General features: G+C 35.0%; 19 protein-coding genes. 5 read left to right on the forward strand and 14 right to left on the reverse strand.

Annotated elements, in window-relative coordinates:
• Window positions 1-49 precede the first annotated feature (49 nt).
• Both BLV64_RS06415 and BLV64_RS06420 read right to left on the reverse strand, forming a co-directional pair.
• Window positions 50-1,471 (reverse strand): DUF5689 domain-containing protein, encoded by a 1,422-nt coding sequence (locus BLV64_RS06415; RefSeq protein ID WP_092133375.1) that lies wholly within the window; start codon window positions 1,469-1,471, stop codon window positions 50-52.
• 38 nt (window positions 1,472-1,509) lie between these two features.
• Window positions 1,510-4,332, reverse strand: coding sequence for a carboxypeptidase regulatory-like domain-containing protein (locus BLV64_RS06420; protein ID WP_177165302.1), 2,823 nt, complete (start codon window positions 4,330-4,332; stop codon window positions 1,510-1,512).
• Window positions 4,333-4,472: 140 nt separating this feature from the next.
• Between BLV64_RS06420 and BLV64_RS06425 the strand changes: the two genes are divergently transcribed.
• The gene (locus BLV64_RS06425) at window positions 4,473-5,525 is read left to right on the forward strand and encodes an endonuclease/exonuclease/phosphatase family protein (RefSeq protein WP_092133377.1); all 1,053 of its coding nucleotides are present in this window, start codon (window positions 4,473-4,475) and stop codon (window positions 5,523-5,525) included.
• 76 nt (window positions 5,526-5,601) lie between these two features.
• Here the strand turns inward: BLV64_RS06425 and BLV64_RS06430 are convergent, their stop codons facing one another.
• From BLV64_RS06430 to uvrC, 11 genes are all read right to left on the reverse strand, one after another.
• Window positions 5,602-6,036: a hypothetical protein gene (locus BLV64_RS06430; protein WP_092133378.1), complete on the reverse strand. Its 435-nt coding sequence runs from the start codon at window positions 6,034-6,036 to the stop codon at window positions 5,602-5,604.
• A gap of 102 nt (window positions 6,037-6,138) precedes the next feature.
• Window positions 6,139-7,818 (reverse strand): choice-of-anchor J domain-containing protein, encoded by a 1,680-nt coding sequence (locus BLV64_RS06435; protein WP_092133379.1) that lies wholly within the window; start codon window positions 7,816-7,818, stop codon window positions 6,139-6,141.
• A gap of 17 nt (window positions 7,819-7,835) precedes the next feature.
• Window positions 7,836-10,385, reverse strand: a complete 2,550-nt coding sequence (locus BLV64_RS06440) for a TonB-dependent receptor (protein WP_092133380.1) — start codon at window positions 10,383-10,385, stop codon at window positions 7,836-7,838.
• A 171-nt stretch (window positions 10,386-10,556) separates the two neighbouring features.
• Complete coding sequence (gene pgi / locus BLV64_RS06445) at window positions 10,557-12,200, reverse strand: glucose-6-phosphate isomerase (RefSeq protein ID WP_092133381.1); 1,644 nt, start codon at window positions 12,198-12,200, stop codon at window positions 10,557-10,559.
• Between the two features lie 7 nt (window positions 12,201-12,207).
• A complete protein-coding gene (locus tag BLV64_RS06450) occupies window positions 12,208-13,539 on the reverse strand; it encodes a M23 family metallopeptidase (RefSeq protein WP_092133382.1) in 1,332 nt (443 codons plus the stop codon).
• Window positions 13,497-14,420 carry a tryptophan 2,3-dioxygenase family protein gene (locus tag BLV64_RS06455; RefSeq protein ID WP_092133383.1) on the reverse strand — a complete coding sequence of 308 codons (924 nt, stop codon included), beginning with the start codon at window positions 14,418-14,420 and terminating at the stop codon, window positions 13,497-13,499. Before BLV64_RS06455 ends, BLV64_RS06450 begins: the two co-directional genes overlap by 43 nt.
• The gene (locus BLV64_RS06460) at window positions 14,420-15,199 is read right to left on the reverse strand and encodes a DUF3108 domain-containing protein (RefSeq protein WP_092133384.1); all 780 of its coding nucleotides are present in this window, start codon (window positions 15,197-15,199) and stop codon (window positions 14,420-14,422) included. Before BLV64_RS06460 ends, BLV64_RS06455 begins: the two co-directional genes overlap by 1 nt.
• Window positions 15,200-15,336: 137 nt before the next feature.
• Complete coding sequence (gene hppD / locus BLV64_RS06465; protein ID WP_092133476.1) at window positions 15,337-16,500, reverse strand: 4-hydroxyphenylpyruvate dioxygenase; 1,164 nt, start codon at window positions 16,498-16,500, stop codon at window positions 15,337-15,339.
• A 186-nt stretch (window positions 16,501-16,686) separates the two neighbouring features.
• Window positions 16,687-17,844 (reverse strand): homogentisate 1,2-dioxygenase, encoded by a 1,158-nt coding sequence (locus tag BLV64_RS06470; protein ID WP_092133385.1) that lies wholly within the window; start codon window positions 17,842-17,844, stop codon window positions 16,687-16,689.
• Between the two features lie 237 nt (window positions 17,845-18,081).
• Complete coding sequence (locus tag BLV64_RS06475) at window positions 18,082-20,322, reverse strand: patatin-like phospholipase family protein (protein ID WP_092133386.1); 2,241 nt, start codon at window positions 20,320-20,322, stop codon at window positions 18,082-18,084.
• Window positions 20,323-20,325: 3 nt separating this feature from the next.
• Entirely contained in the window at window positions 20,326-22,125 is a 1,800-nt protein-coding gene (gene uvrC, locus BLV64_RS06480; RefSeq protein WP_092133387.1) for an excinuclease ABC subunit UvrC, read from the reverse strand.
• 131 nt (window positions 22,126-22,256) lie between these two features.
• Between uvrC and BLV64_RS06485 the strand changes: the two genes are divergently transcribed.
• The 4 genes from BLV64_RS06485 to BLV64_RS06500 are packed head-to-tail and all read left to right on the forward strand — an operon-like array spanning window position 22,257 to window position 25,101.
• Entirely contained in the window at window positions 22,257-22,682 is a 426-nt protein-coding gene (locus BLV64_RS06485) for an ATP-dependent zinc protease family protein (protein WP_092133388.1), read from the forward strand.
• Window positions 22,679-23,557, forward strand: a complete 879-nt coding sequence (gene rimK, locus BLV64_RS06490) for a 30S ribosomal protein S6--L-glutamate ligase (protein WP_092133389.1) — start codon at window positions 22,679-22,681, stop codon at window positions 23,555-23,557. The genes BLV64_RS06485 and rimK overlap by 4 nt, the downstream gene beginning before the upstream one ends.
• A 1-nt stretch (window position 23,558) precedes the next feature.
• Window positions 23,559-24,533, forward strand: a complete 975-nt coding sequence (locus BLV64_RS06495; RefSeq protein ID WP_092133390.1) for a succinylglutamate desuccinylase/aspartoacylase family protein — start codon at window positions 23,559-23,561, stop codon at window positions 24,531-24,533.
• Window positions 24,534-24,537: 4 nt separating this feature from the next.
• On the forward strand, window positions 24,538-25,101 hold the full coding sequence (locus tag BLV64_RS06500; protein ID WP_092133391.1) for a 5-formyltetrahydrofolate cyclo-ligase: 564 nt from the start codon (window positions 24,538-24,540) through the stop codon (window positions 25,099-25,101).
• On the opposite strand, the gene BLV64_RS06505 is transcribed toward BLV64_RS06500, so the two are convergent.
• Entirely contained in the window at window positions 25,098-25,742 is a 645-nt protein-coding gene (locus tag BLV64_RS06505) for a lipoprotein signal peptidase (protein WP_092133392.1), read from the reverse strand. The two genes, BLV64_RS06500 and BLV64_RS06505, sit on opposite strands and share 4 nt — an antisense overlap.
• Window positions 25,743-25,766 lie beyond the last annotated feature (24 nt).

Here is a 25,766-nt window from a genome sequence, read left to right on the forward strand (position 1 = left end):
TAGCGTTTACTAGCAGGTTTTAAAAATAGGTAATTTATTTTATAAAATCTTAGTTCGCTACTATTGAAACATTATCTAATTCATAAGTACCGTCGATACCTGCATCTCCACCACCAACATATTTAAAAGCAACATGAGCAGTTCCGCTATAACTAGATAGATCTATTGATCCTGAACTTATCCAATCTTGGTAAAATGTACCATCTGAAACAATTGTACCACTTAAAGGCATCCACGTTGCATTAGCAACATCTGCCTCAACACCATTCCAATCTGTAGAAATGTATAATTCTAACTCACTACCATCAGAGAAACTATTAGACGTTTCAAAAGATAAAAACTCATAATCAGAGGCATCCAAATCTACTCCTGGAGTGATTAACCAGCTTATATTTTGTACATCTCCAGAGTTATAAGCTCCGAAACTAGCGACTTGACTTCCTGGGTTTCCAGAATCGGTAGTTACAACAACTCTCCAATCTCTGTTTCCTGCTTCAATATAGTTAGTCCATCCGTTGGCGTTAATGCTTTGGTTAGCTGCCATAGTTTCAAAATCTTCAGAGAATATTTCTGTAAAATCTGTTGGATCTAATAATGAACAACGCGCATCTGTAAAGTTTACATCATTAATTGAGTTTAATGCCATTACCACTTGACTTCCATCAAATGTTTTTACAACTACTGCCGAAATTGTTCCGTTTTTAATTGGTAAAGGCTCTTGTTTAAAAGAAGCAAAAGAACTTGTTTCTAATTGAAACGTTGCATAAGAAAGACCCTCACATGCTTGCATTGTTCTTTGTGTATCATAAGACTCGTTTGGATCGAAGTATGCTTTTCCAGCAAGGTCATCAGCAAACTCTACATTATCTACACTTACTAACATACCTACGTTAGAACCGTTAATAGAAGAAAATGTTTTAGGTAAAGGAATCATATCAGCAGTTGTACCAGAACGTAATATTTTAGTCTCTACTTGGTGCTCATCTAACTGTTGTACAGTTGTTCCGAATTGGTCCGTTTCAACAGATCCACCAATTGTATAAACGCCATTTCCTACTCTTTCTTCACCAACATATAATCCTTTAAGGTTGATATATACTTCTCTACCTTTATTAAATTGGTTATAAGTATCTGACTGACTTACAATAATTTTTAAAGCCTTCGTTGGGTTAGAAGGTGTATCTTGCATATAAAATTCTTTGTAAAAGTTTCCTGTAGCATCAGAAGATGACACATAACCTTTTACATAAATATCAGCTGCAATTTGCTCTGGAGCTGTACCAGATGTATATAAACCTTGTACATAAGCCATATCAACTTCTGTACTAGTTTCTAATAACTCTACCAATGCTGCATTCTCTTCATTACCTAAACTAGAAGGTACAGTAAAATCGTCGTCTTCGACACAAGATGTCATAGCAAATACAGCTACAAAACTTAATATTAATGTTAAAAATTTATTCGTTTTCATAATATAATTATTAATGTTTTTTTAATTTTTCTTTTCTTTTAGAACCTAAGATACACATTTACGAAATAATTGGTACCACGACCATACCAGTATTTAGATCCAAAAGTTCTTTTCGGACTTCCAACATCTTCTTTTAAAGCTCTGTAATCTGCTGTTCTACCTTGCTCAAAACCACCAGTTTTGTATTTTTTATCTAATAGGTTTCCTACACTAGCAAAAAAGCCAACATATTTATCTCCTACTTTCCAAGATTTACCACCTACTAAGTTAACAACCATATAGTCGTCAAACTTCTCTTGTTTTAATAAATCTCTAGCAATGTCTTCGTTATAATCGTTATAAGGAATTCCGTCTGCATCTAAGTAAAACTCTTCAGATCTTGCTAATGGACTCACATCGATATAAGTGTTTGTAAAAAAGTTTGCTGTTGCACCAAACCACCAGAAGTCAGGATCTCTATATTCGAAACCTACAGAGTAAGCACGCTGTGGTCCACCAGCTACTTTATAGTCTTTTAAGTTCGCTGTTCTTAATTGTGTACCAGATAAGTTAGTTTGATTTCCTTGTTCGTCTTGACCAACAAAATCATCTGAAGTTGAAGTAATATATAATGACGGATCATTAGCATAAGTATATTGCCCTACAGAAGCAGCACCCTTTAATTTGATTGTTGGCGTTACTTGTGCTTCAAGACCTAGCTCTGCACCGATGTGTTGTTTATCGACACCCGCTAAAACCTCTTGGATAAATCCTGTAGAACTACCTTGTGTAAAGAAGAATGATACTTCGTTAGCATCTTCGATTTTAGTATAGAACCCTGTTAATTTAGCATTAACTATAGAAGAACGGAAAATATAACTTAAGTCTAAAGAAGAAATTTTCTCTTCTGTAATGCTAATATCGTTACTCTTCTTGCCATTAATAACACCTATATAATCATGACTCTCTCTAGAGTTTGTAAACGTATTTCTAATGCTTGGAGCTTGAGTAATATACCCTGCATTAACATCGAATAAGTGCTTCCCAGTTAATTTATAAGTTAATCCGGCTTTACCACCAAATCCAGTAAATTCAATTTTATCTCCTTTACCATATGAGTTGTTTATTAAAACACCATCAACAGAAATGCTTTGATTTCCGTTTTTGTATAAACCTTCTCTTTGGTAATCTGTTTTAGATACGCTTGCTGCTAAATAAAAATCAACCTTACTGTATTTAAATTGTGCTTGCGCATAACCTGCTAATTCATTAGCAAATAAATTATAGTTGTATCTAAACTTATCACCTTCAAAGGCTACAGCATCAGGATTATTTTCATCAAATGGGCTGTTACTAAAAGAATCTACATTAAGAACACCGTTAGTGCTTCCTAATAGATCGATGATTTCAGCAAAGTTTTCAGATTTTAATTTCTTGTAATTAAGCGATGCATTAAGAATAATGTTTTCGTTAATTTCTGATGTTAAAATAGAGTTGAATGTCCATTGCTTATCATCTGTTCTGTCTTCATATAATGAATACGCAGCATAATTACCACTAATATTGTTGGTAAGGTTAGCATCAAAAATACGGTCCCAATCAATTTGTCCGTTGTTTATAAAATTTTGCTCTGCAACATAAGCAGCACCATAATCTGGACCATCAGGATCACCTAAAGCGTAGCTTGGTAAATCTTGGTAGTAAGCTGGACTTGGGTTAGCTCCACCAGGATAATCTAAACGGCTATTCCCTATTTTACCAAATTGGTAACCAATATTTGTATTTAAGCTTGTTTTATCAGAGATATCCCAAAAATGATTTAACATAAGAATAGGCTCTTCCACTTCTTTAATACGAGAGTTTTTCTTCTCACCGTCTAAATACCCCCAGTACTCATTATATTTAATACCTTTTAAATCGTAAACTTCTTGAGTATTTGCAGAAGATTTACCACGTCTGTTTGGCGCATAAATAGAGGTGAAGTTAATGCTGTGTTTCTCGTTAATTTTCTTTTCTACAGAAGCAAAGAATGAATTAGAATCATAAAGTGTAGCATCTTGATACCCTTCATTACCCCAACGTCTTCCTGCCATAATAGTATAAGCCCATCCATCTTCCATTAATCCAGAAGCATAGCTCGCCATAAGACGGTTTGTATAGCTACGGTTAGAAGACGAGTAAGTAATACGACCACCTTCTCTATAAGAAGATGCTCTTGTAATAATATTGGTAGATCCTAAAACCCCTCCAAAATTATAAGTTGATGGTTTTAAACCAGAAGTAAACTCTTGGTTTCTAACAACGTCATTTAATCCTCCCCAGTTACTCCATTGCGGACGCCCTGTGTCGAATTTATTCATTTCGATACCATTAATTAATACCGTACCGTTATCTGAATCTAAACCTCTTACTCTAAAGAAAGAAGAGCTAAACTCGAAAGCTGCAGTACGTTGAAAAACGTCTTTTGAAGACGATAGTAATCCTGAAATATTATCAGAACCACCGGTGTCATCATTTAATTCGTCATCAGATAGTGTAATTGTAAATAAATCTGATTGACTCCCTTTATCAACCTCAAGAGTCATATCTTGAATGTTTAGAGTCTGTCCTTCATTTACTACAATAGGATATCTTTTAGGAAGAAATCCTGATTTCGAAATTTTAAGCATTTGCTCTCCAAAAGGAACTGCCGATTTAAAAACAAACTGTCCGAAACCATCTGTTTGCTCTTTTAACTCTGTTCCTTCAATTGCGATTGTCACACCTGGAATAGCCTCATCTGTTACTGCGTCTTTAACGCCACCTCTAACAACTGTCTCCTGAGCGAGCACAGAAAAAGATGAAATTAATCCAAATAAAAAAATAAATAAACTTTTTTTCATAATAGAAATAATAGTTAATAATAGTCTTTACCTTAAATAACAATTATTTAAGGTCTGCAAATTTACATTATTTATAATAAATATCTACTTTTGGCAGGAGTTTTGTAATTCATAATAACTTTAACATAACATTCAAATTCATGAAAAAAATTCAAGTACTGCTTTCGGCATTCTTAATCTCAACATTTTTAGGGGTTAACGCTCAAGAAAGCAAAAAGTATAAAATCCACACTGTGGCTTTCTACAATGTCGAAAACTTATTTGATACGGTAGATGACACCACAAAAAACGATGAAGCGAGTCCGATTATGGAAATCAACGCAGACCGCGAAGGTGTTTACAAAAATAAAGTGCGCAATATGGCAAAAGTTATCGCAGACATCGGAAGGGAAGACACTGGAAACTCACCTGCTGTTATAGGTATTTCTGAAGTTGAAAACAGAAAAGTTATCGAGGACTTAGCTAACGACCCTGCGCTTCTTAATAAAGACTATGGAATTGTACATTTTGAATCACCAGACAGACGTGGGATTGATGTGGCGTTAATGTATCAAAAAGCATTATTTCAACCTATTTCTAAAAGTTCACACACTTTAAAGATTTTTGATGACGCTTCAAGAAAACGTGTTTACACAAGAGACCAACTTTTAGTTACAGGGAAATTAGATGGTGAAACCATGCACTTTATTGTAAATCACTGGCCGTCTCGTAGTGGTGGTGAAGCTCGTAGTCGATGGAAACGTGTCGCTGCAGCAAAACTAAGCAAACGCATTGTAGATTCTTTACAAGCTATAGACCCTTACTCTAAAGTGGTTATTATGGGAGATTTAAATGACAACCCTACTAATGCTAGTATTACCGATGTATTACAAGCGGAAAGAAAGAAGAAAAATGTTGAGTTCAAAGGAATTTATAACCCAATGATTGATTTATTTAAAAAAGGACTAGGATCTAATGCTTATCGCGACAGTTGGAGTTTATTTGACCAAATGATGGTAACAAAACCTTTTATTGAAGACGGTTATGATAGCTTTAAATTTTATAAAGCGGGGATCTTTAATAAGAACTACTTAATTAATACTACAGGCCGTTATAAAGGATACCCTTTTAGAAGTTTCGCCGACGGTGGTTTTTCTGGAGGCTATAGTGACCACTTTCCTGTGTATATTTATTTAATTAAAGAAGTGGAGTAAAATCTATTTCTTACAATAAAAAAAGGAGCTTGAATGGTAATTCAAGCTCCTTTTTTTTATACTTTATTTTTGAGAATTACATCCAGTTACTCCATGGAATCCTAGATAATATTAAAAGTAAACCTATCGTATAAAAAATAGCTAAGGGCTTAAATTTAGCCGTCGAGCTCAATTTCTTTTTATGTTTAGAGTACCCAACAGTAATACAAATCACTGCTAAAATACCTACAAACGGGTGTTCTACAGCTAACAAACGCATAGGCGCATTTAAACCGCCCATACCATTAGCGGTAATATTGCTTAATCCTAGAGGCGAGGTAAAGTACAACACCAGACCAATTAATAATTGAATGTGAGTTACAATTAGGGTAAATAAAGCAATTCTAAAATCGTTATTTCCGTATTCCTTTTTACCAAAAAACTTAACGAGTGCATTTACTGTTCCTACCACTACCATGATTACCACTAAATAGGCCCAATACGAGTGAAGATCTTTTACTACTGTATACATATTTTTAAATTTTGATTATGTTAAGCAAATGTAATAATTATTAGTCATAAAAAAACCGCTTCATAATAATGAAGCGGTTTTTTATAAATACGATTATAATCGTTAGTTATTAAGGTATCTAACCCATTCGCCATCTTGCTTAATAAGATGCATACTTTCTTCTGCATTTCCACCAGAATAAATATTATATGTCAATAAGTATTTTTGACCTTCTTCTGCGTCAGGATACAGGTTATCTAATAAAATTGCCATGGCATTTAAAACCATATCATCACTCCAACCTGAGGCTCCTGTTCCTCTATTAAAATTACCGTAAGAATCCAAATTAGCTGCAGCCGCCTCATAACCTTCAGTTGTTAATAACTGAGAAGCAATATAAGAGTAATTAGCTCCAACTAAAGTGTATTTAACAGTATTATCTGGAACCCATACTCCATTATCAAAACCAAATTGAATAGAAGCAACACTTGGTGTCCAAACTCCGTTAACCACAGTATATAAATTTCCTTTTGTAACCGTACCAACACTACTTCCTCCATAGTATTTAAACAATACATAAATAGAATCTTCTTCTTGAGCAAAAGGATAATTAATATCTAAAAACGTAGGTAAGTAATCATTAGGTGAAACAGACCCACTGAAGTTGTTATATTGTCCTGGTTGCCCTGAATTTTCTCCCATAGAGTCATAATCTGCAGAAGTTAAATACTTCACATTATTTACAAGTTCCCATTCACCACCTTCAGTAAACTGATAGAAATCAGATAATGACAAGGTGTCTCCCTCTATACCAATGGTCTTAATAGCTAAAGATCCTACTCTCCATCGTCCTGAATCAGTAATTGTTGACTCGTATTTTAGTGCAATATTTACTGTCTGACCATCATAAGTCGAGAAATCATAATCTTCAGAAGGATCTAAAGTATCTACTCCTGGCGCTGTTGCTAGTGTAATTTCATCCCATGTTGCGGTTAAAACATCTCCTGAATAATCTGTAGAAACAAGAATTTTAAGCAACGAAGGATCGTCTGCATATTTAACAGCGTGAGCTATTTGAAATTTAACACCGGTTTCTGATGTTAAATCTATTTCTGGAGATACTAACCATTCTTCGTTAGCGGTAGAGACTCCTACATAGCCATTTCCTTGAACATATTGCGTATTTGAAGTCCAAACATCCTCAACCCCAGACTCTTCTTCTATTGTCCAACCTTCAAATGAGTCTGCAAACGTATACTCAATTATTGGCGCAAAGCCAACAACTGGTTCTTCAGTAAATTGTTTGTATTGTACTCGAATGACATCTCCTACTTCAGGAGAAGGTATTGCATTAAGTAAAACGTTTCCTACAGTTTCATCTGGATTTTCATTAGGATAAAAGGCGTTTGCATCAGCTGTTGGATAATCGTTGGATTCAAATTCATAAGTATCCGCATTAACGTAAGTTGACACGTCTGAAGGGTTACCATCATATAAATTAAAGTTAACTAGAACAGAAGATCCTTGCCCCCATAGCGGATATTTATTACTTAAAAATGGAGGTAACATTATTTCAGCGTCTTCAACAGAGCTAAATGCTTCAAAAGTCTCGTAATAATCAACTTCTTCACCTGCCCCTTGCTCTACAAGTCCAGCATAATCTTCAGAAACCAAAGTATACTCGTCGTCTCCAACTACCGGATTTGCTTGTGCATCGATTTCAGCATTAATATCATCTAATGGGTTACATCCAGTTAAAACCGAAACACCCACAATTGCCAATAAATAAATAATTTTCTTCATTTTATTTAATTTTTTTTTTAAAATTCTAGTTTCAGTCCAACACTAAACGTTCTTCCGTAACCATAATATACTGTAGAAGTTTGAGCATCTGAATTAGCACCGTCAAAAGCATCGGACACATATTCAGTATCAAAAACATTATTTACTCTACCTGTTAGTTTGGCATCAAAACTTCCAAATTCAAACCCGTGACTCAAAGCAGTATCAAAAATACCAAAAGCAGGAACCTCCCACGCATCTTTAGTATAAGTAATATCATTTCTATCGCTAGGGTCAAAATCTGCATATAAGTTTGCGAAATAATTATAATCTATAATAAATCTTGTTTTTGGAGCAAGTTTATAATCAGCACCTAAAGCAAAAGTTGTCTGAGCAGCATCCCCAACATGTAAATCTTCAATATATAGATTTACTGTTTGTACAAGTTGTTGGTCATCATTAAATATTTGAACATTTTCAATATTATTATCCCATTTCCAATCTCCTAAAGAAGCCACTCCGCTTAAGGTTAATTTATCTGTAGCTCTATATTTCACGTCTATTTCTACTCCTTGATGTATTGCGTTTACTCCTAAAACATTTGCCGATGCAAACGTACCATCTGGCTGATCAAACGATACCGTTTCCGACCTGTCTTTCCACATCGTTCTATAAACATTAATATTTGCAGTTATTTTTTCAGATCTAAACCCATATCCTAACTCAAAACTAGTAATTTTCTGATTTTCTGCATCATCAATAATATGTTCGTTATCAAACTGTGTAAATACCGCATCAAATAGTGGCGCTTTTTCAAAATAGCCTACGTTAGCAAATACATTATGATTATCATCGATGTTATAGTTAGCTCCACCTTTTACACCATAACCAAAAAAGTTATAACGGTCAGTTTCTTGTAATGGATCACTGTCCAAATAATTAAAATAATCAACTCTTCTATATGAAGTGTTTGAAGCAGAAAGCGAAATAAAAGTTGATAATGCATCCTTAGAGTATTCTAACTGTGTAAATGCTCCATACCATCCTACTAAACCTTCATTGTAATAACTTCTTTTATCTCCAACTTGCAATGCTGCATTAGGATTATTCACGTTACTATCATCTGCTAAATACTGCCCACCTAATAAGTCTGTTACTTCTTGAAAGTGAATTCCTTTATAGTTTCTGTAGTCAAGACCACCTAGAAGTACTAAATTATCATTTAAGTCTGTTTTTAATGTCGATAATACACCGTACCAAACATGGTCATTTCTTGACGCCCTTAACGCTGCTGTAGAACCATTAGCTCCATTAGCAATATTTTCATCAACAATTTTATCTAAATCGATAGGACCTAAATTTCCAATTCTGTAATCTGAACTTGATAAATCAAATTTAGACCTAGCATCTCCAGCAGTTCCACCACCACCTCCAGAACCGAAAGAAGCGTATGCTGCTGTAGAAACAGATGTTTTATCGTTGACTGACCAATAGTGGTTTAAAGAAATTTGCGGTTTATGATAAAAGTTATCCTCAACATGAGTTACCTCTCCATTTTTATAACCCCAATCTGGGTTAAATTTTTTACCTCTTTCACTTTGCTTATACGTCTCAATTGTGTTTCTATTTTGTCTTTGACCATGACGTTGTTTTGCTCCAAAAGCAGTAAAAGACAATTTATGATCATTATTTATTTCTTTAGATACATTTAAAAAATAAGAAGCTGCATTAAACTGTGTACCATCTACATAACCTTCTCCATCAGTTTTAGATCCCGATACTGTAGCGGCAAAACCATTTTCCATTAATCCTGTAGAATATGTAAAACCGAATTTTTTATAACCGTCATTTGCCAAGGTTGTATAAATATTACCTCCTTCTTCCGCATCTGTAGTTTTACTAATAATATTAATTGTTCCTCCTATAGAAGGCACCGCAACTTTAGAAGCTCCAAGCCCTCTTTGTACTTGCATAGAACTCGTAACATCACCTAAACCAGCCCAATTACTCCAATACACACGTCCATTTTCCATGTCATTAACTGGAACACCGTTAATCATAACGGCAACATTTTCAGATTGAAAACCGCGTAAGTTAATACGTCCATCTCCATATCCACCTCCTGATTTAGTCGCGTAAACCCCAGGTGTAGATTTTAAAACTTCAGGAAACTCTTGAGTTCCTAGTTTTAATTCTATATCGGCTGCTTTAATTGTAGATACAGCTACCGGCGTTTTTCTATCTACAGCGACAGAGGCCATAATATTTACTTCTTCTAATCCGAATTCACTAGGAGACAATACTATGTTTCCTAAATCTGTGCTTTCAGATACCGTAAACTCTTGAGTTAAGTAACTCACATAAGAAATAACTATTTTAGCTTCCTTTGCCTTAGTAACAATGTTAAAATACCCGTCGAAATCCGTAGATACTCCATTGGTTGTACCTGCTTCAATAACATTTACCCCAGGTAAAGGTTCGTTGGTCTCAGGGTCTAGAACAGTACCTGTTACAATACTCTGAGCCATTGTGTTAGCAGACAACATTAGCGTCACTGCAAAAAACAAAAATTTGATTGTGTTCTTCATTTTGTTAGATTGATTGTTGTTGTTTTTAAATTTTGTGCAAAATTACGGTTTATCTTAAAGTTATACTATTAACTTAAGGTTAACATTAATAATATTAATCAAAAATAATTCAACAATCTGTTAATCAATAATTTAAATGATTAACATATCAACAAAGTTTTCAACAAACTGCTATTTAAAGGACTTGTAGTGGGCTAAAAGCTGACTTGTAGACGTGTCATGAACGCTAGTTTTCTCTTCTTTTATCTCCGAAAGAATGGTATTCGCTAATTGCTTACCTAATTCTACACCATATTGGTCATAACTATAGATGTTCCATATAATACCTTGAACAAATATTTTATGTTCGTACATGGCTAACAACTCACCTAAACTTCCTGGTGTAAGTTTATTAATAAAGATAGAATTTGTTGGTTTATTACCTTTAAACACTTTAAAAGGAAGAATTCGCTCTATTGTCTCTTGGGCTACATTTTTAGCCTCCAAATCTTTAATAATATCCGCTTTCTTTTTGCCGTGTAATAAGGCTTCGGTTTGCGCCACATAATTAGAAATTAACTTATCGTGATGCGCTTGATTTCCATATAGGCTTTGAGCAAAACCAATAAAATCGACAGGTATTAACTTTGTTCCCTGGTGTATTAGCTGAAAAAAGGCATGTTGTGAATTGGTTCCTGGCTCTCCCCAAATAATAGTTCCCGTTTGATATTGAATGGGTTTACCCGTGCGATCCACACCTTTACCATTACTTTCCATAATACCTTGCTGTAAGTAACTCGTTAACTTATTTAGGTATTGAGAATACGCAATAACAGCTTCCGTTTCAGATTTAAAAAAGTTATTATACCAAACACTTAGCAGTGCTAAAACTACAGGGATATTAGATTTAAAGTCTTCAGTTTTAAAATGGGTATCCATTTTTTGAGCTCCTAGTAACAGCTTTTCGAAGTTTGAAAAGCCTAGAGACAAGCTAATTGTTAGCCCTACAGCGCTCCATAACGAAAAACGACCTCCAACCCAATTCCACATTGCAAAAATATTATCCTGGTGGATACCAAAAGCTTTAACTTTTTTAATATTGGAAGACACGGCAACAAAATGCTTTTCGATATCTTGCTGCGTCCCTGTTTTTAGAAACCAACTTTTCACAGTATTTGCATTGGCTAAAGTCTCTTGAGTAGAAAAACTTTTAGAGACAATAACAAAAAGTGTTGTTTCTGGGTTGAGTTCCTCTAGGGTTTCATTAATATGATCACCGTCTATATTACTTATAAAATGAGCGTTCAGATGGTTTTTATAATAGCGAAGTGAATCGACTACCATAGCGGGACCTAAATCGCTACCACCAACACCAATGTTTACCACATCGGTAAAAGGTTTACCTGTAAACCCTATTTGCTTTCCACTAACGATGCGCTGCGTAAAGTCTTTAATTTTTTCTTTTACCTGATTGATTCCAGGGATAACATTTTCTCCTTTAACAAAAACTTCAGACGAAGCACTAGCTCGTAAAGCGGTATGCAAAACGGCTCTGTTTTCGGTATGGTTAATAGCATCACCTGAAAAGTAAGACGCCATAGCTTCTTTTAATTTAACCTCATCGGCTAAATCTAAAAGCAATTGCATCGTTTCTTCGGTAATTCTATTTTTAGAATAATCGACATAGAAATCCTCCCATTTGATCGTAAACTTTTCAGCACGACTTGAATCTTCAGAAAACAAGGTGCTCATTTCAACCTCTTTAATAGCGTTAAAATGGTTTTCTAAAGCTTTCCAAGACTTTGTTTGGGTAGGGTTTACAGCGGGCAATTTCATTTTTTGGTTATTCTAAATTAGCAACAGTATCTGTACTTAAGGTTTCACTAAGTGCATTCTCTATGGTTTCAGTCTGCTGAATAGGAATGTACTCGATAGCCTCTAATTGTTGCTTTATTGGCTGAATATATTTTAAGAATTTAGTTTTTAAACTATCAGAAATAGGCTCTGCATCTGGTAAATCTTGTTTAAAAGGATCGACTTGCTTTCCATTTTTCCAAAAGCGATAACACACGTGTGGACCTGAAGTGTTTCCAGTCATTCCAACCCAACCGATAACATCACCTTGTTTAACATAATCACCAACTTTAGATTTTCGCTTACTCATATGAAGGTACTGCGTGGAGTAGGTTGCATTATGCTTAATTTTCACATAGTTACCATTACCACCACGTTTTTCTGAGGCGATTACCGTTCCATTTGCCGTGGCCATAATTGGAGTTCCGACAGCCGCAGCGAAATCGGTACCTTTATGCGGGCGCACTCTATTTCCGTATAAAGCAATACGTCTGTTTAAATTATAACGCGATGAAATACGCTTAAACTTTACAGGTGCCTTTAAAAAAGCACGTCGTAAGTTTTTAGCCTCATCATTAAAATAATCTTTTATTCCTTTAACACTATCTGTTTCAAACTCGAAAGCATAAAACGGTTGCTTGTTATGTTCGAAAAAGGCCGCTTTAATATTTTCTATTCCAGCATAAATAGAATCGTCAATATATTTCTCGGTATAAATAACTTTAAACTTATCATTTTTTTGAAGTCTAGTAAAGTCGATGGTCCACGCATACACATCGGCCATTTTATATGCTAAGGCAATACTTTTTCCTTGCGCACTCAAGGCTTCTGATATATTTGATGTAATCACACCAGAAATCTCTCTCTCGACATATTTTATAGGCTTAGAACTTGTATAAGCATGTATAGAATCTTGAAAGTTTATAACCACATAATCTGTTTTATTGGGCTGATAAATAAAACATTTTGGTTGTTGTAAAGAGTCGTTAGAACACAAAATAGTATAGGGCTTCCCGACCTGTAGCTTCCTAATATCGAAAGTGTCCCTAGCGCGTTCAGCGATTTTAAAAATCTCTGAATACCCCAATTGATTACGTTCTAATATCTGACCAAAACTATCGCCTTTCTTAACCGTATCTCTTTTAACTATATAATCATTAAGATTAAAACCGAATTCATAGACATCTTCTGGTTCTTCTATTAATGCTGTTTCTAAAGTATCTACGTGTTGCTCCTCCTTTTTACAACTGTAAAAGCTTATAAAAAGTACAACTAAAATTATACACCTTTGCCCCAATCTTCTTGCTCTTGTTCGCTCCATAAATCTGGAAAAAATATTCTTTTTTGGTATTTAGGGTGCATGTATTTTACCCATTCACTTCCTCCTGTTGCCTCTGCTGTTTTACCACCAATATTTAAATAGTGATTCGCCGTATTGTAGTGTGCCATAACCCAGGTAATATTAACCGTGTAATCTAAATGACGCATCGCTTTTACGAGCTTTTCATCTTCTCTAACCGCTTGAGGTAACCCTTTAAAGATAGACCACAAATTGTGCGTGTTATAGAATTCGACAAATCTAATAAATTCATCTTTGTATTTCTCTTCGAAAACTGTTAATGTATAGGATTTTTTTCCTGTTTTATAATCTTTTCCTGCTGCTTGCCAATACAAGTGCTCGAAAGCGTGTTCAAAAGAAGTATTGCGATCTATAGTTGCTCTAAATCGGTTATCGATTAAGTTAATTAACTCTGTAGAAGCAAATTCTATCTTTCTATACTGTGCACTTTGAAATCCGCTAGCCGGCGTTAAAGTGTTTCGAAACTTATTGTACTGCGCCACGTCCATACCTTCTCGCATGACATTAAAAGACGAAGTTAGCATATCAAAATAACGACTTACCCGCATAAGTTTATCCTCGAAAAATGCAGCATCTATAGCTTCATTTTTTGCGACCTGCTCAATTTCCCAAAGAATCATTTTAAACAACAATTCATTCACTTGGTGATACATTAAAAACACCATTTCATCTGGTAAGGTGGTGCGCTGATTTTGAAGACTTAAAAGGGCATCTGTTTGAATGTACTCCCAATAATTAATTGGCTTAGAATGTAGCAAGCCCTCTAAATGAACGTCTAAATCTTGATTTAATGCTTCGTATTTATCTTTAAGTTGGTTGGTTATATCTTTCTTGGTATTCATTAGTTATTTACTAAAATTTTAAATGGATGCTTAAGACCTCTAAAAGCGTCTAAATCTGCTCTTAAAGAACCTACAGCTAAATCTGCTTTGATGCGTAAAGGTACTTTATTTTTATCTTTTGATACCCATAGCGTTAAACTTTCTTCTTCTTTAAAAACACGGCCTGCCATAACATAAGGTCTAAATTTAAGGGATTCAATCTCACCAAATTCGGTATTTATTGTTTCCTCTCCTAGATATTGCAATTTAAAACCATAATTCTCTTCATCAAAAAACATATCGAGTTTTATTTCATCTCCAATTCTAAGGGTTGAAATATCTAGCTTATTACGTAAATAGTAAAAAGTAGAAACCATATCTTGAATATTAGGCTTGGTGGCAATGGTCTTTTTTGTATTGTGTTTTTTATTGTGTACTAAGGCTTCATTTTTCGCCTGATTAAAATCAATTTCTAGATTTTTTTTATGTCCGCCTTCGTTTATATCTCTAATAAACTTGTAAGGTAACATTGTACGCCTATCGAAAAAACTTTCATAACGGTCTTTCACTTTAAAAAACCACTTTGCCATTCCTGTGGTCCATCCTTTTCCCACAACATGATAAACATCTTTACCATCTAGAGCCGTTTCGCTAACAGACAAGGTGGCGTTTCCTGCTTTAAGAAAACCACTGTAGCTCATTTTAAATCTAAACCACTCACCTTCGCCAAAAGCACTTTCTTGAGAGACCGCAAACTGAATCGTTAGAACTGCAGCGATTAATAATATTATTTTTTTCATATCGATTGGATATTGTATTAAACTGTATTTAAAACTATTATACTCTAGAATACAATTACTATTCCAAAAGTATAAAACAAAAAAATGCCACCGACAAATGTGGTGGCATTTTTTAATCTATTTTTAATACTACTGTCTTAAAGAGTTCCTCTTAATTCTTGTTCTCTTTCTATAGATTCGAACAATGCTTTAAAGTTACCTGCACCAAAGCCTTTAGCCCCCATTCTCTGAATTATCTCAAAGAACAATGTTGGTCTATCTTCTAATGGTTTTGTAAAAATTTGAAGTAAATACCCTTCTTCATCGGCATCAATCATAATACCTAATTTCTTTAGGGCTTCTATATCTTCTCTAAGCTCATGACTATGCTCTTCTAATCGTCCTGGCACAGCATTATAGTACTCTTCTGGTGGGGTTGATAAAAACTCAATACCACGAGATCGTAAATCGGCTACAGTTTTAATAATATCATCTGTTGCCACAGCAATATGCTGCACTCCTGGGCCTTCGTAAAAATCTAAATACTCTTCAATTTGAGAGCGTTTTTTACCTTCTGCTGGCTCGTTAATTGGAAACTTAATTCGTCCGTTACCATTACTCATCACCTTACTCATTAATGCTGAATATTCGGTGTGGATTTGCTTATCATCGAAAGATAAAAAGTTAACAAAGCCCATAACGTCTTCGTACCATTTTACCCAAGTATTCATTTCGTTCCAACCCACATTTCCAACCATATGGTCTATAAATTTTAAACCTGTTGGCTCTGGGTTATAATCTGATTTCCACTCGACAAAACCAGGCATAAATGTCCCTTTGTAGTTTTTACGTTCTACGAACATGTGTACCGTTTCTCCGTAAGTATAAATTCCTGAACGCACGACCTCTCCAAACTCATCTTTTTCTACGGTTGGCTCCATATACGATTTTGCACCACGCTTTGTTGTTTCTTCGTATGATTTAGTAGCATCATCAACCCATAAAGCAACCACTTTCACACCGTCTCCGTGCTTAACAATATGATCGTTTATTGGAGACTTACTGTTTAAAGGTGTTGTTAATACTAAACGGATTTTATCTTGTTTTAATACATAACTCACAGAATCTCTAGATCCTGTTTCCAATCCTTTATAAGCATACGATTGAAAACCGAATGCTGTTTTATAAAAGTGAGCCGCTTGTTTTGCGTTTCCCACATAAAACTCTACATAATCGGTTCCTAATAAAGGCAAGAAGTCTTGTGCGCCTTCAAATATTTTCTCTAATCCGTATTCTACTGATTGTATTTCTTTTTTACTCATAATATATTTTAAATTTAATGATGAATTAGCAAACACCGAAATCATTTTGATGCTCTGATTGCGTTTGTAATGCCAATTTCATCTGTAATTGTGTTTTTATTTCTATGTCTAGCCCTGATTGATGCGACATCCTTTTTTATTTTCAAAAAAGATATAGCGGAAAGCAGGATCTAGCTCCTAATTATTTTATTCTAACCATGATTTAAAGTAATCTTCATCGGCAATTTTCATAGCTTCTTCGGTTACTTTTAAAGGCTTAAATGTATCTACCATAACAGCAAGCTCATCGGTTTTTACTTTACCAATACTGCGCTCGGTTGCTCCCGGGTGCGGACCGTGTGGTATCCCTGCGGGGTGTAACGAAATATGACCAGCATCGATATCGTTTCGACTCATAAAATCACCATCGACATAATACAACACCTCATCACTGTCGATATTACTGTGATTGTATGGCGCTGGAATACTGTCTGGGTGATAATCGTATAAACGCGGCACAAAACTGCAAACTACGAAGGCATCGGTTTCGAAAGTTTGATGTACTGGTGGCGGTTGGTGAATGCGCCCAGTAATGGGTTCGAAATCGTGGATTGAAAAGGCGTAAGGGTAGTTATACCCATCGTAACCTACCACATCAAAAGGATGTGTGGCATACACCATTTCGAAAATATCGTCCTGTTTTTTCACCTTGATAACAAAATCTCCGATTTCGTTATGTGTTTCTAACTCTTGTGGTTGGCGTAAATCGCGCTCACAAAACGGAGCATGCTCTAATAATTGCCCAAACCAGTTGCGGTAACGCTTTGGTGTGTAAATAGGACGTCGAGACTCGACAATAAACAAACGATTATCTTCGGTATCGAAATCTATTTTATAAATTATACCTCTTGGCACCAATAAATAATCGCCATATTTAAAATCCAAATTCCCTAAGTGCGTACGTAACTTACCCGTTCCTTTATGGACAAAAATAAGCTCGTCGGCATCTGAGTTTTTATAGAAGTACTCGGTTTGCAATTGTTTAGGGGCGGCTAAAATTATACTACAATCGCTATTGGTTAAAACCGTTTTACGACTTTCTAAGTAATCGTTTTCGGGCTTAACTTGGAATCCTCTTAATCGGTAGGATTGTATATGGTTTTCCTTCGCTATTTTAGGAGCAACACTATATTGCTTTCTAATTTCTTTAACTTGTGTTGGCCTGTGTTCGTGATACGAATTTGTAGACATCCCATCAAAACCTATGGTTCCAAATAGTTGCTCGGCATATAGGCTACCATCAGGTTTTCTAAACTGTGTATGGCGCTTGGGTGGGATTTTTCCTAACTTGTGATAAAAAGGCATGATAATCTAAATTAATAATTAAACAATGATTTGATTGTTAATTATATAGCGTCACTCAGGATTTCTTTTTATAAGAAATTTTAAATGCGAAAGTAAGTCTTGCCAAAAGTGTTTCATTACGAACAAATATCGTCATTTTTTTGGAGTTTATAAAATGTAATTCAAAAACCCTGACTTAGATTATACAAATCTGCTGATTTAGAATTACATATTAGACGATTCTATTTAAGGGCTATCTTAAAACCAGAATCCTAAATTAAAAAACCAATAGCTTTCTTTGGTATCTGGAGACCAAGTGTAACGCGCTTCTATGGGACCTAAAAACGACTCCATACCATAGCCTACAGCATAACCAGAATACTTAGGCCAAGAAAACCAATCTGCAGTTTCAAAAAGATCGTTTTCGACATTCGCGAAATTGGCAGCTAATAAAATATGATTTTTCCTAAACACCTCATAATCGGTTTGAATGGTAGATTTAATATAACTATTACCACGGATAGATAAAAAATCATAACCGTAAAAAGAAGTGAAATTATTTACGAAGTTTTTAGCATACCCTCCAAGAATAAAATCGAATGAAGAACTTTCATTAGAATTTATACTCAATCCTGCTTCTGTTTTTATGGATGCACTAAAGTTATTAGTAATACTATGGGCATAACCCATCTCACCGCTTAACACTGAAAATTCTGAAAAGTCTTTATTATAATCTGACGAATAGAGATAAATATTAAAATCACCATTAAAATAAAACCCTCTTGTAGGATAGTACTTATTATCGAAAGAATCATACCTTAAATTTCCATATAAACTTAGATAATCGCTCTTATCGAAAAATGTTTTTTTATTAGGGTCTAAAATCACTGTTTCTGTACTCACTTTTAAGCGTTGGTGTTGCGTTCCTAAAGTAACTTTTAAATCATTCTTATACTGTGTTTGCACAAAGAAACGATTGCTTAAGTCGGTTAATTTTGTATTTAATTTATTAACACCAGCTTCTGCGTATTGATCTGGGGTTAATAAACCCGATGCGGACACATTGGTCTGAAATTCGGAATATTTAGAACTCACCCCTATACTCCAATAATGTCCTTTATCTATATAATAATCAAAATTATACCGCACATTATCACCAGCAATTAAATCGAACGACAGCACATCACTTTTAAACAGTAATTGTTTACTGGTAATATTAGCTAAAACAGCACTCTTATATAAGCCGTCGTAGTGCAAGCCTAATTTTAAGGCGGTTGTTTTCTTAGTCTCTTTTAACTCTGCATATAAATCATAACCTTCCACTCCGTTTTTATTTGAGGGTTTTAATTTATAATTAAAACTATCAAAGTTGTTTGTTCCCACCAAGTTATTAGTACCGCTCACAAAGGCATTATAGCTTATTTTTTGATCGGGTCTAAATTTAAACTTACCTAACACATAAGAAATCGTATAATTATTTAAGCCTTCAAAATACACGTCATTAATCTGAAGACTATCCGGGACTTTGTGATCGGTAAATTCTAAAGGTGCTTTGATTTGTTTTTGCGCCAAGGCTTCTAATTCCGGTATTTTTAAAACCGCTGCAATCTTACCGTTTTCAATAATTTTTTCTCCCAAATCGAAAGACACTACAGTAAAATTAGTAATATCGGGTTTGATATAAATATCGGTTTTTTTAGATTTCACCTTCATATCATTAATGGTACGAAAGTTATTGATTTGAAACAGAATGGCTGCTGCTGAAGACAAATCGTTCCTATTCGCAAGACCATCTTGTACGTCGACACCGATAATTACATCCATACCTTTAACCTTTAACTCATCTAAAGGATAATTATTAACCACACCACCGTCTATTAATAACTCATTATTTATTAGTACGGGCTGAAATAAAGAAGGAAAAGCACCACTAGCTTTTACTGCTAAGGCTAAATTTCCTTTGTCTAAAACAACAGGTCGTCCGTTTTCTATATTTGTAGCGATACAGAAAAAGGGTATCGGAAGCTTGCTAAAATCTTCAACATCTGAAACATGAAGTGTTAATTTAGACAATAAATTAAATGTGTTTTGACCGCGAGACAAAGCCGATGGTAATTTTACCGAGAAGTTATCAAAGGGTAGGGTAACAGCATACTTTTCACTGTTTTCACGCTCATAAAAGGTTTTAGCTTCTCGAGGTATATTATCGTTAATAATAGCTCCAAAATCGACCTCTTTAAAAATAGAATCCAATTGTTTTCCAGAATATCCTGAAGCGTATAAAGACCCCACAATAGCCCCCATACTTGTACCAGCAACATAATCTACACGAATACCCAAGCTATCCATTACTTTTAACACTCCTATATGAGCTAGTCCTTTTGCTCCACCACCACTTAAAACCAAACCGACTTTAAGCTCTTTTTTCACAGGCTCTTGGGCATAAACACGACCGGAAAACACAACTAGGAATAGTGTTAAAATAAGTAATTGCTTCATGGGTTATTCTTCGTTTTTATGGTAATAATTATAAATTTTTTCTGCTCGTGACACACTAATAACAGCTTCTAACTCATCTAATTTAGCATTAGCAACGCGTTTCGCCGATTTAAAAACTTTTAACAAATCTACGATTGTTTTCTCACCAATACCCGGAATCGTTTCCATTTCTGTATTTAGCGCAGCTTTACTTCGTTTATTTCTATGGTGCTCAATTCCAAAACGATGCGCTTCGTTTCGCAACTGCTGAATTATTTTTAAAGTTTCACTCTTTTTATCTAGGTATAAAGGCACAGAATCGCCAGGATAAAACAGCTCTTCTAAACGCTTCGCAATACCAATAATAGCAATCTTACCTCTTAAATCTAAGGCCTCCAAACTTTTTAGTGCCGATGACAATTGCCCTTTCCCTCCGTCAATAATTATAAGTTGTGGCAAGGGTTCATTTTCTTCGAGCAACCGCTTATAGCGTCGGTAGACAACCTCTTCCATAGAAGCAAAATCGTCTGGACCTTCCACTGTTTTAATGTTAAAATTCCTGTACTCTTTTTTACTCGGTTTACCATTTCTAAATACCACGCAGGCGGCTACCGGATTTGTGCCTTGGATATTAGAATTATCAAAACACTCTATATGTCTTGGCTCTACACTTAATCGCAAGTCGGTTTTCATTTGTGCCATTATACGCTTTACATGGCGATCTGGATCGGTAATTTTCACTTGTTTAAAACGCTCCATTCGGTAATATTTCGCATTGCGAATAGACAAATCTAAAATATGTTTTTTATCTCCAAGTTGCGGAACAGTCACTTTTACCTCATTTCCTATATTGACGTTAAAAGGTACATATATTTCTTTAGAATTAGAATTAAAACGCTGCCTAATTTCAATGATTGCAAGCTCTAAAAGCGCTTTATCAGATTCGTCTAATTTCTTTTTAATCTCCAAGGTATGAGACCTAATAATCGAACCATAAGATATTTGAAGAAAATTAATATAACCGTAACTATCATCACTAACAATAGAAAACACGTCTACATTACTAATTCGCGGATTAATTATCGTTGATTTGGCTTGATAATTTTCTAAAACTTCTAGTTTCTCTTTTATTTTCTGCGCCTCTTCAAACTGCATATTCTGAGCAAACACCTGCATTTGTTCGCGAAACACACCTATAGAATCTTTAAAATTACCCTTTAGAATTTCTTTTATAGCTACAATATTTTCCTGGTAGTGCGCCTCTGATTCTAGTCCCTCACAAGGCCCTAGACAATTACCCAAATGATACTCTAAACACACTTTATACTTGTCTGCCGCAATTTTTTCTGACACCAAATCATAATTACAAGTACGCAACTGGTAGAGTCCTTTTATTAAATCTAAAAGTGTTGACACCGTTTTCATACTGGTATAAGGTCCGAAATACTGACTCCCGTCTTTAATAACACGACGGGTAGAAAAAATTCTAGGAAAGCGCTCGTTTTTAATACAAATCCAAGGATAGGATTTATCATCCTTAAGCAAGACATTATAACGCGGTTTGTGCTTCTTAATTAGGTTGTTTTCTAGTAAAAGGGCATCAGTTTCCGTAGCTACCACGATATGTTTTATACTTGCTATTTTTCTTACAAGCACCCGCGTTTTGCCACTATCGTGGGTTTTTGTAAAATACGAACTCACTCTTTTCTTTAAATTCTTAGCTTTTCCCACATAAATAATAGTCCCATCCGCATCAAAGTACTGGTATACACCTGGTGCGTTTGGTAAGGTTTTAAGCTGTAAATCTAAGGTCGTTTCACTCATTTTGTAAAGGTAATTATTTATCTGTTTTTAAAACGTATATTAAAACGCGTAGGACGTTAATTTTTTTTTAAAAATTAAATATGAAGCACTAACTATTTTACTACATTGCAACACTTTATTATCTTATAAAGATGGAAAAAAAAATTATTGGTCGCGTAGACAAAGTCGATTTCCCAAAACTTAATTTGTATTGTATTGACGTTAAGATAGATTCTGGCGCTTATACATCAGCCATTCATTGCTCAAAAATAAAAGAAGAAAACAACCAACTTAAATGTACTTTCTACAGTAAAGGGCACCCTAATTTTAGTGGTAAAGAGGTTATTTTTGACAGTTATTCTTTTACTAATGTGAAGAGTAGTAATGGCCAAGTAGAAACTAGATATAAAATTAAATCGGAAATTGTACTGTTTGGAAAAACATATAAAATTAATTTAACCCTAAGCACACGAGCAGAGATGAAATTCCCTGTTTTAATAGGAAGGCAGTTTATAAGTCGCAAATTTATGATAGATGTAGACAAAGAAAATCTATCTTATAAAAAATCACAAGAATGAATATTGTAATATTATCAAGAAACCCACATTTATACTCTACAAAACGCTTAATTGAAGAAGGCGAAAAAAGAGGTCATAAACTTGAAGTTATAGACCCTTTACGTTGCGACATTATTATTGAAAAAGAAAGACCTCGTATATATTACAAAAACAGATACCTTGATTATGTAGACGCTGTCATTCCTAGAATTGGAGCTTCTGTAACTTTTTACGGTTGTGCTGTGGTACGTCAATTTGAAATGATGGGTGTCTTTTCGACAGCCTCATCGGAAGCTATTTTACGATCTAGAGACAAACTAAAAAGTCTTCAGATTTTAAGTAAGGCGGGAATTGGCATGCCAAAAACAGTATTTACTAACTATTCTAGAGACGTTGAAGAAGTGGTTGCTCATGTTGGCGGAACACCTTTAATTATAAAACTTTTAGAAGGCACCCAAGGTTTAGGTGTGGTTTTGGCTGAAACCAAAAACGCAGCAGAATCTGTACTAGAGGCTTTTAATGGCCTACAAGCTCGCGTTATAGTACAAGAGTTTATTAAAGAAGCTAAAGGCGCTGATTTAAGAGCTTTGGTGGTAGATGGTCAAGTGGTAGGCGCTATGAAACGCCAAGGAAAGGAAGGTGAATTTAGATCCAATCTACATCGTGGAGGCTCGGCAAATATTATTACGCTAAGCGACGCCGAACTTGCTGTTGCCATGAAAGCTTCGAAAGCTTTAAAGCTTCCTGTTTGTGGGGTAGACATGCTACAATCTGCTCGTGGTCCACTTTTACTTGAGGTTAACTCGACGCCAGGATTAGAAGGGATTGAAATCGCAACCGAAAAAAATATCGCTAAAAATATTATTAGCTACATCGAAAAAAACCACAAACACTAATATGAAAGATAGCGCTACTATTTTAAAGATTCTTGGGGAAACTATAAAACCTGGGGAAAACAAAGAGGCGGCGCTAAATATCGCCAAACTCCACACGCAAACCCCTGTCGATGTTCCGGTAATTATTTCACGCTCTAAAAAACCAGGGCCTACCGTACTTTTTACTGCAGGCATTCATGGCGATGAGGTGAACGGTGTAGAGATTGTACGTCAGCTCATTGCCAAAGGCATTAATAAGCCTAAAAAAGGAACCATTATTTGTATTCCGGTAATAAATATTTTCGGATTTATTAATATGAGTCGCTCGTTTCCGGATGGCCGAGATTTAAACCGCGTGTTTCCCGGTGTAAAATCAGGCTCCTTAGCGAGCAGGCTGGCAAATGAATTGATTACGGAAATAATTCCGCACGTCGATTTTGTTTTAGACTTTCATACTGGTGGTGCCTTGCGTTTTAATGCTCCACAAATACGTATTGAAGAAGGCAATCCCGAATACGATGCGATGGCCGAATTATTTGGAGCGCCTTTTATCGTGTATTCAAAAAACCTAGGACGCTCATTTAGAAACACATGCAACCAAATGGGAAAACCTATTTTATTGTATGAAGGTGGCAAATCGCTACATATTGATGCCAATGTAACCAATACCGGTGTTAATGGAGCCAAGCGTATTTTACACCATTTTGGTATGTTACGCAGCAATTTTAAAGTCTCAAAACCTAAAAAAGATCCGATATACGTTACAGATAGTAAATGGATTCGTGCAAAATATTCTGGAATGTTCAAATCTATTACACGCATTGAAAAATTAGTTAAAAAAGGGGAAGTTTTAGGACACATTACCGATCCTTATGGTAAGTTTAATCACTTTGTAAAAGCGCCAAACACCGGGTATATCATCAATATTAACGACGCCCCATTAATTTATCAAGGAGATGCGTTATTTCATATTTCATTAGAACACGAAAAGCAATGAGATTATGACTAAAGCAGCATTACGAAAAAAGTATAAAACATTACGAAATCAGTTAACTGAAGACCAGATAGAAGCCTTTAGCTTAGAGATAGCCAATCAATTGCTTTCGCTTCCTATTTGGGAAAAAGATTTCTACCACCTATTTCTTTCTATTGAAACACAACGGGAGATAAACACCGATTACATTTTAAATATTTTATCTGGCAAGGATAAAAACATCGTCATTTCAAGAAGTAATTTTAAAACAACCACTTTAGAGAATGTACTATTAACCGATAGTACTCGAATAAAACTAAACGCTTATAACATTCCCGAACCTATAGGAGGCATTCCCATAGCGACTACTGCTATAGATGTTGTTTTTATACCCTTACTAGCCTTCGACGTAAAAGGGAATCGCATTGGATACGGAAAAGGCTTTTACGATAATTTTCTAGCAGATTGCAAAGCTGAAACATTAAAAATTGGACTTTCATTTTTTGACCCTGAACCCGAGATAAAAGACGTATACTCTAAAGATATTCCTTTAGACTACTGTATCACACCAAACAAAATTTACAGGTTTTAAACAGACTGCTCTACACCGGCCTCTTGCACAGGGAACGCTTTTTTATTAAAGAAGATAAGGAGGATAAACCCGATACTTATCGCCACATCGGCAATATTAAAAACCGGTTCGAAAAAAGTAAAAAATTCACCACCATAAAAGGGAATCCATTCGGGCAAATACCCTTTCCATAAGGGGAAATACAACATATCTACAACCTTACCGTGAAACAAGCTATCATAACCGCCTTCTTTAGGCAAAAAGCTTGCTATTTGAGCGTAACTATGATCGAAAATCACACCGTAAAACACAGAGTCTATAATATTCCCTAACGCCCCAGAGAAAATAAAAGACAACGCAATAATAAGCACACGAGAGCCTGCTTTTTGAAGTGTTGAAAACAACCAATAGCCAATACCAAAAATGGCTAATATTCTAAATAAAGTTAAGCTTAACTTGGCTAAACGATCACTAATAAATGGAAATATATCACTTAATTTTGTTCCCCAAGCCATACCGTCATTTTCGATAAAATAAATTCTAAATTTATCGAAAACAGTCAGACTTTCCCCCAGTTGAAAATGGGTTTTAATATACACCTTACTAATCTGATCGATAAGCAAAATTAAAAGGATAAGAAAAGTGGCTTTTTTAAAAGTCATACGAGGGATTTACAACAAAAATAA

The organism is Bizionia paragorgiae (assembly GCF_900107625.1).
Lineage (GTDB): Bacteria > Bacteroidota > Bacteroidia > Flavobacteriales > Flavobacteriaceae > Bizionia > Bizionia paragorgiae.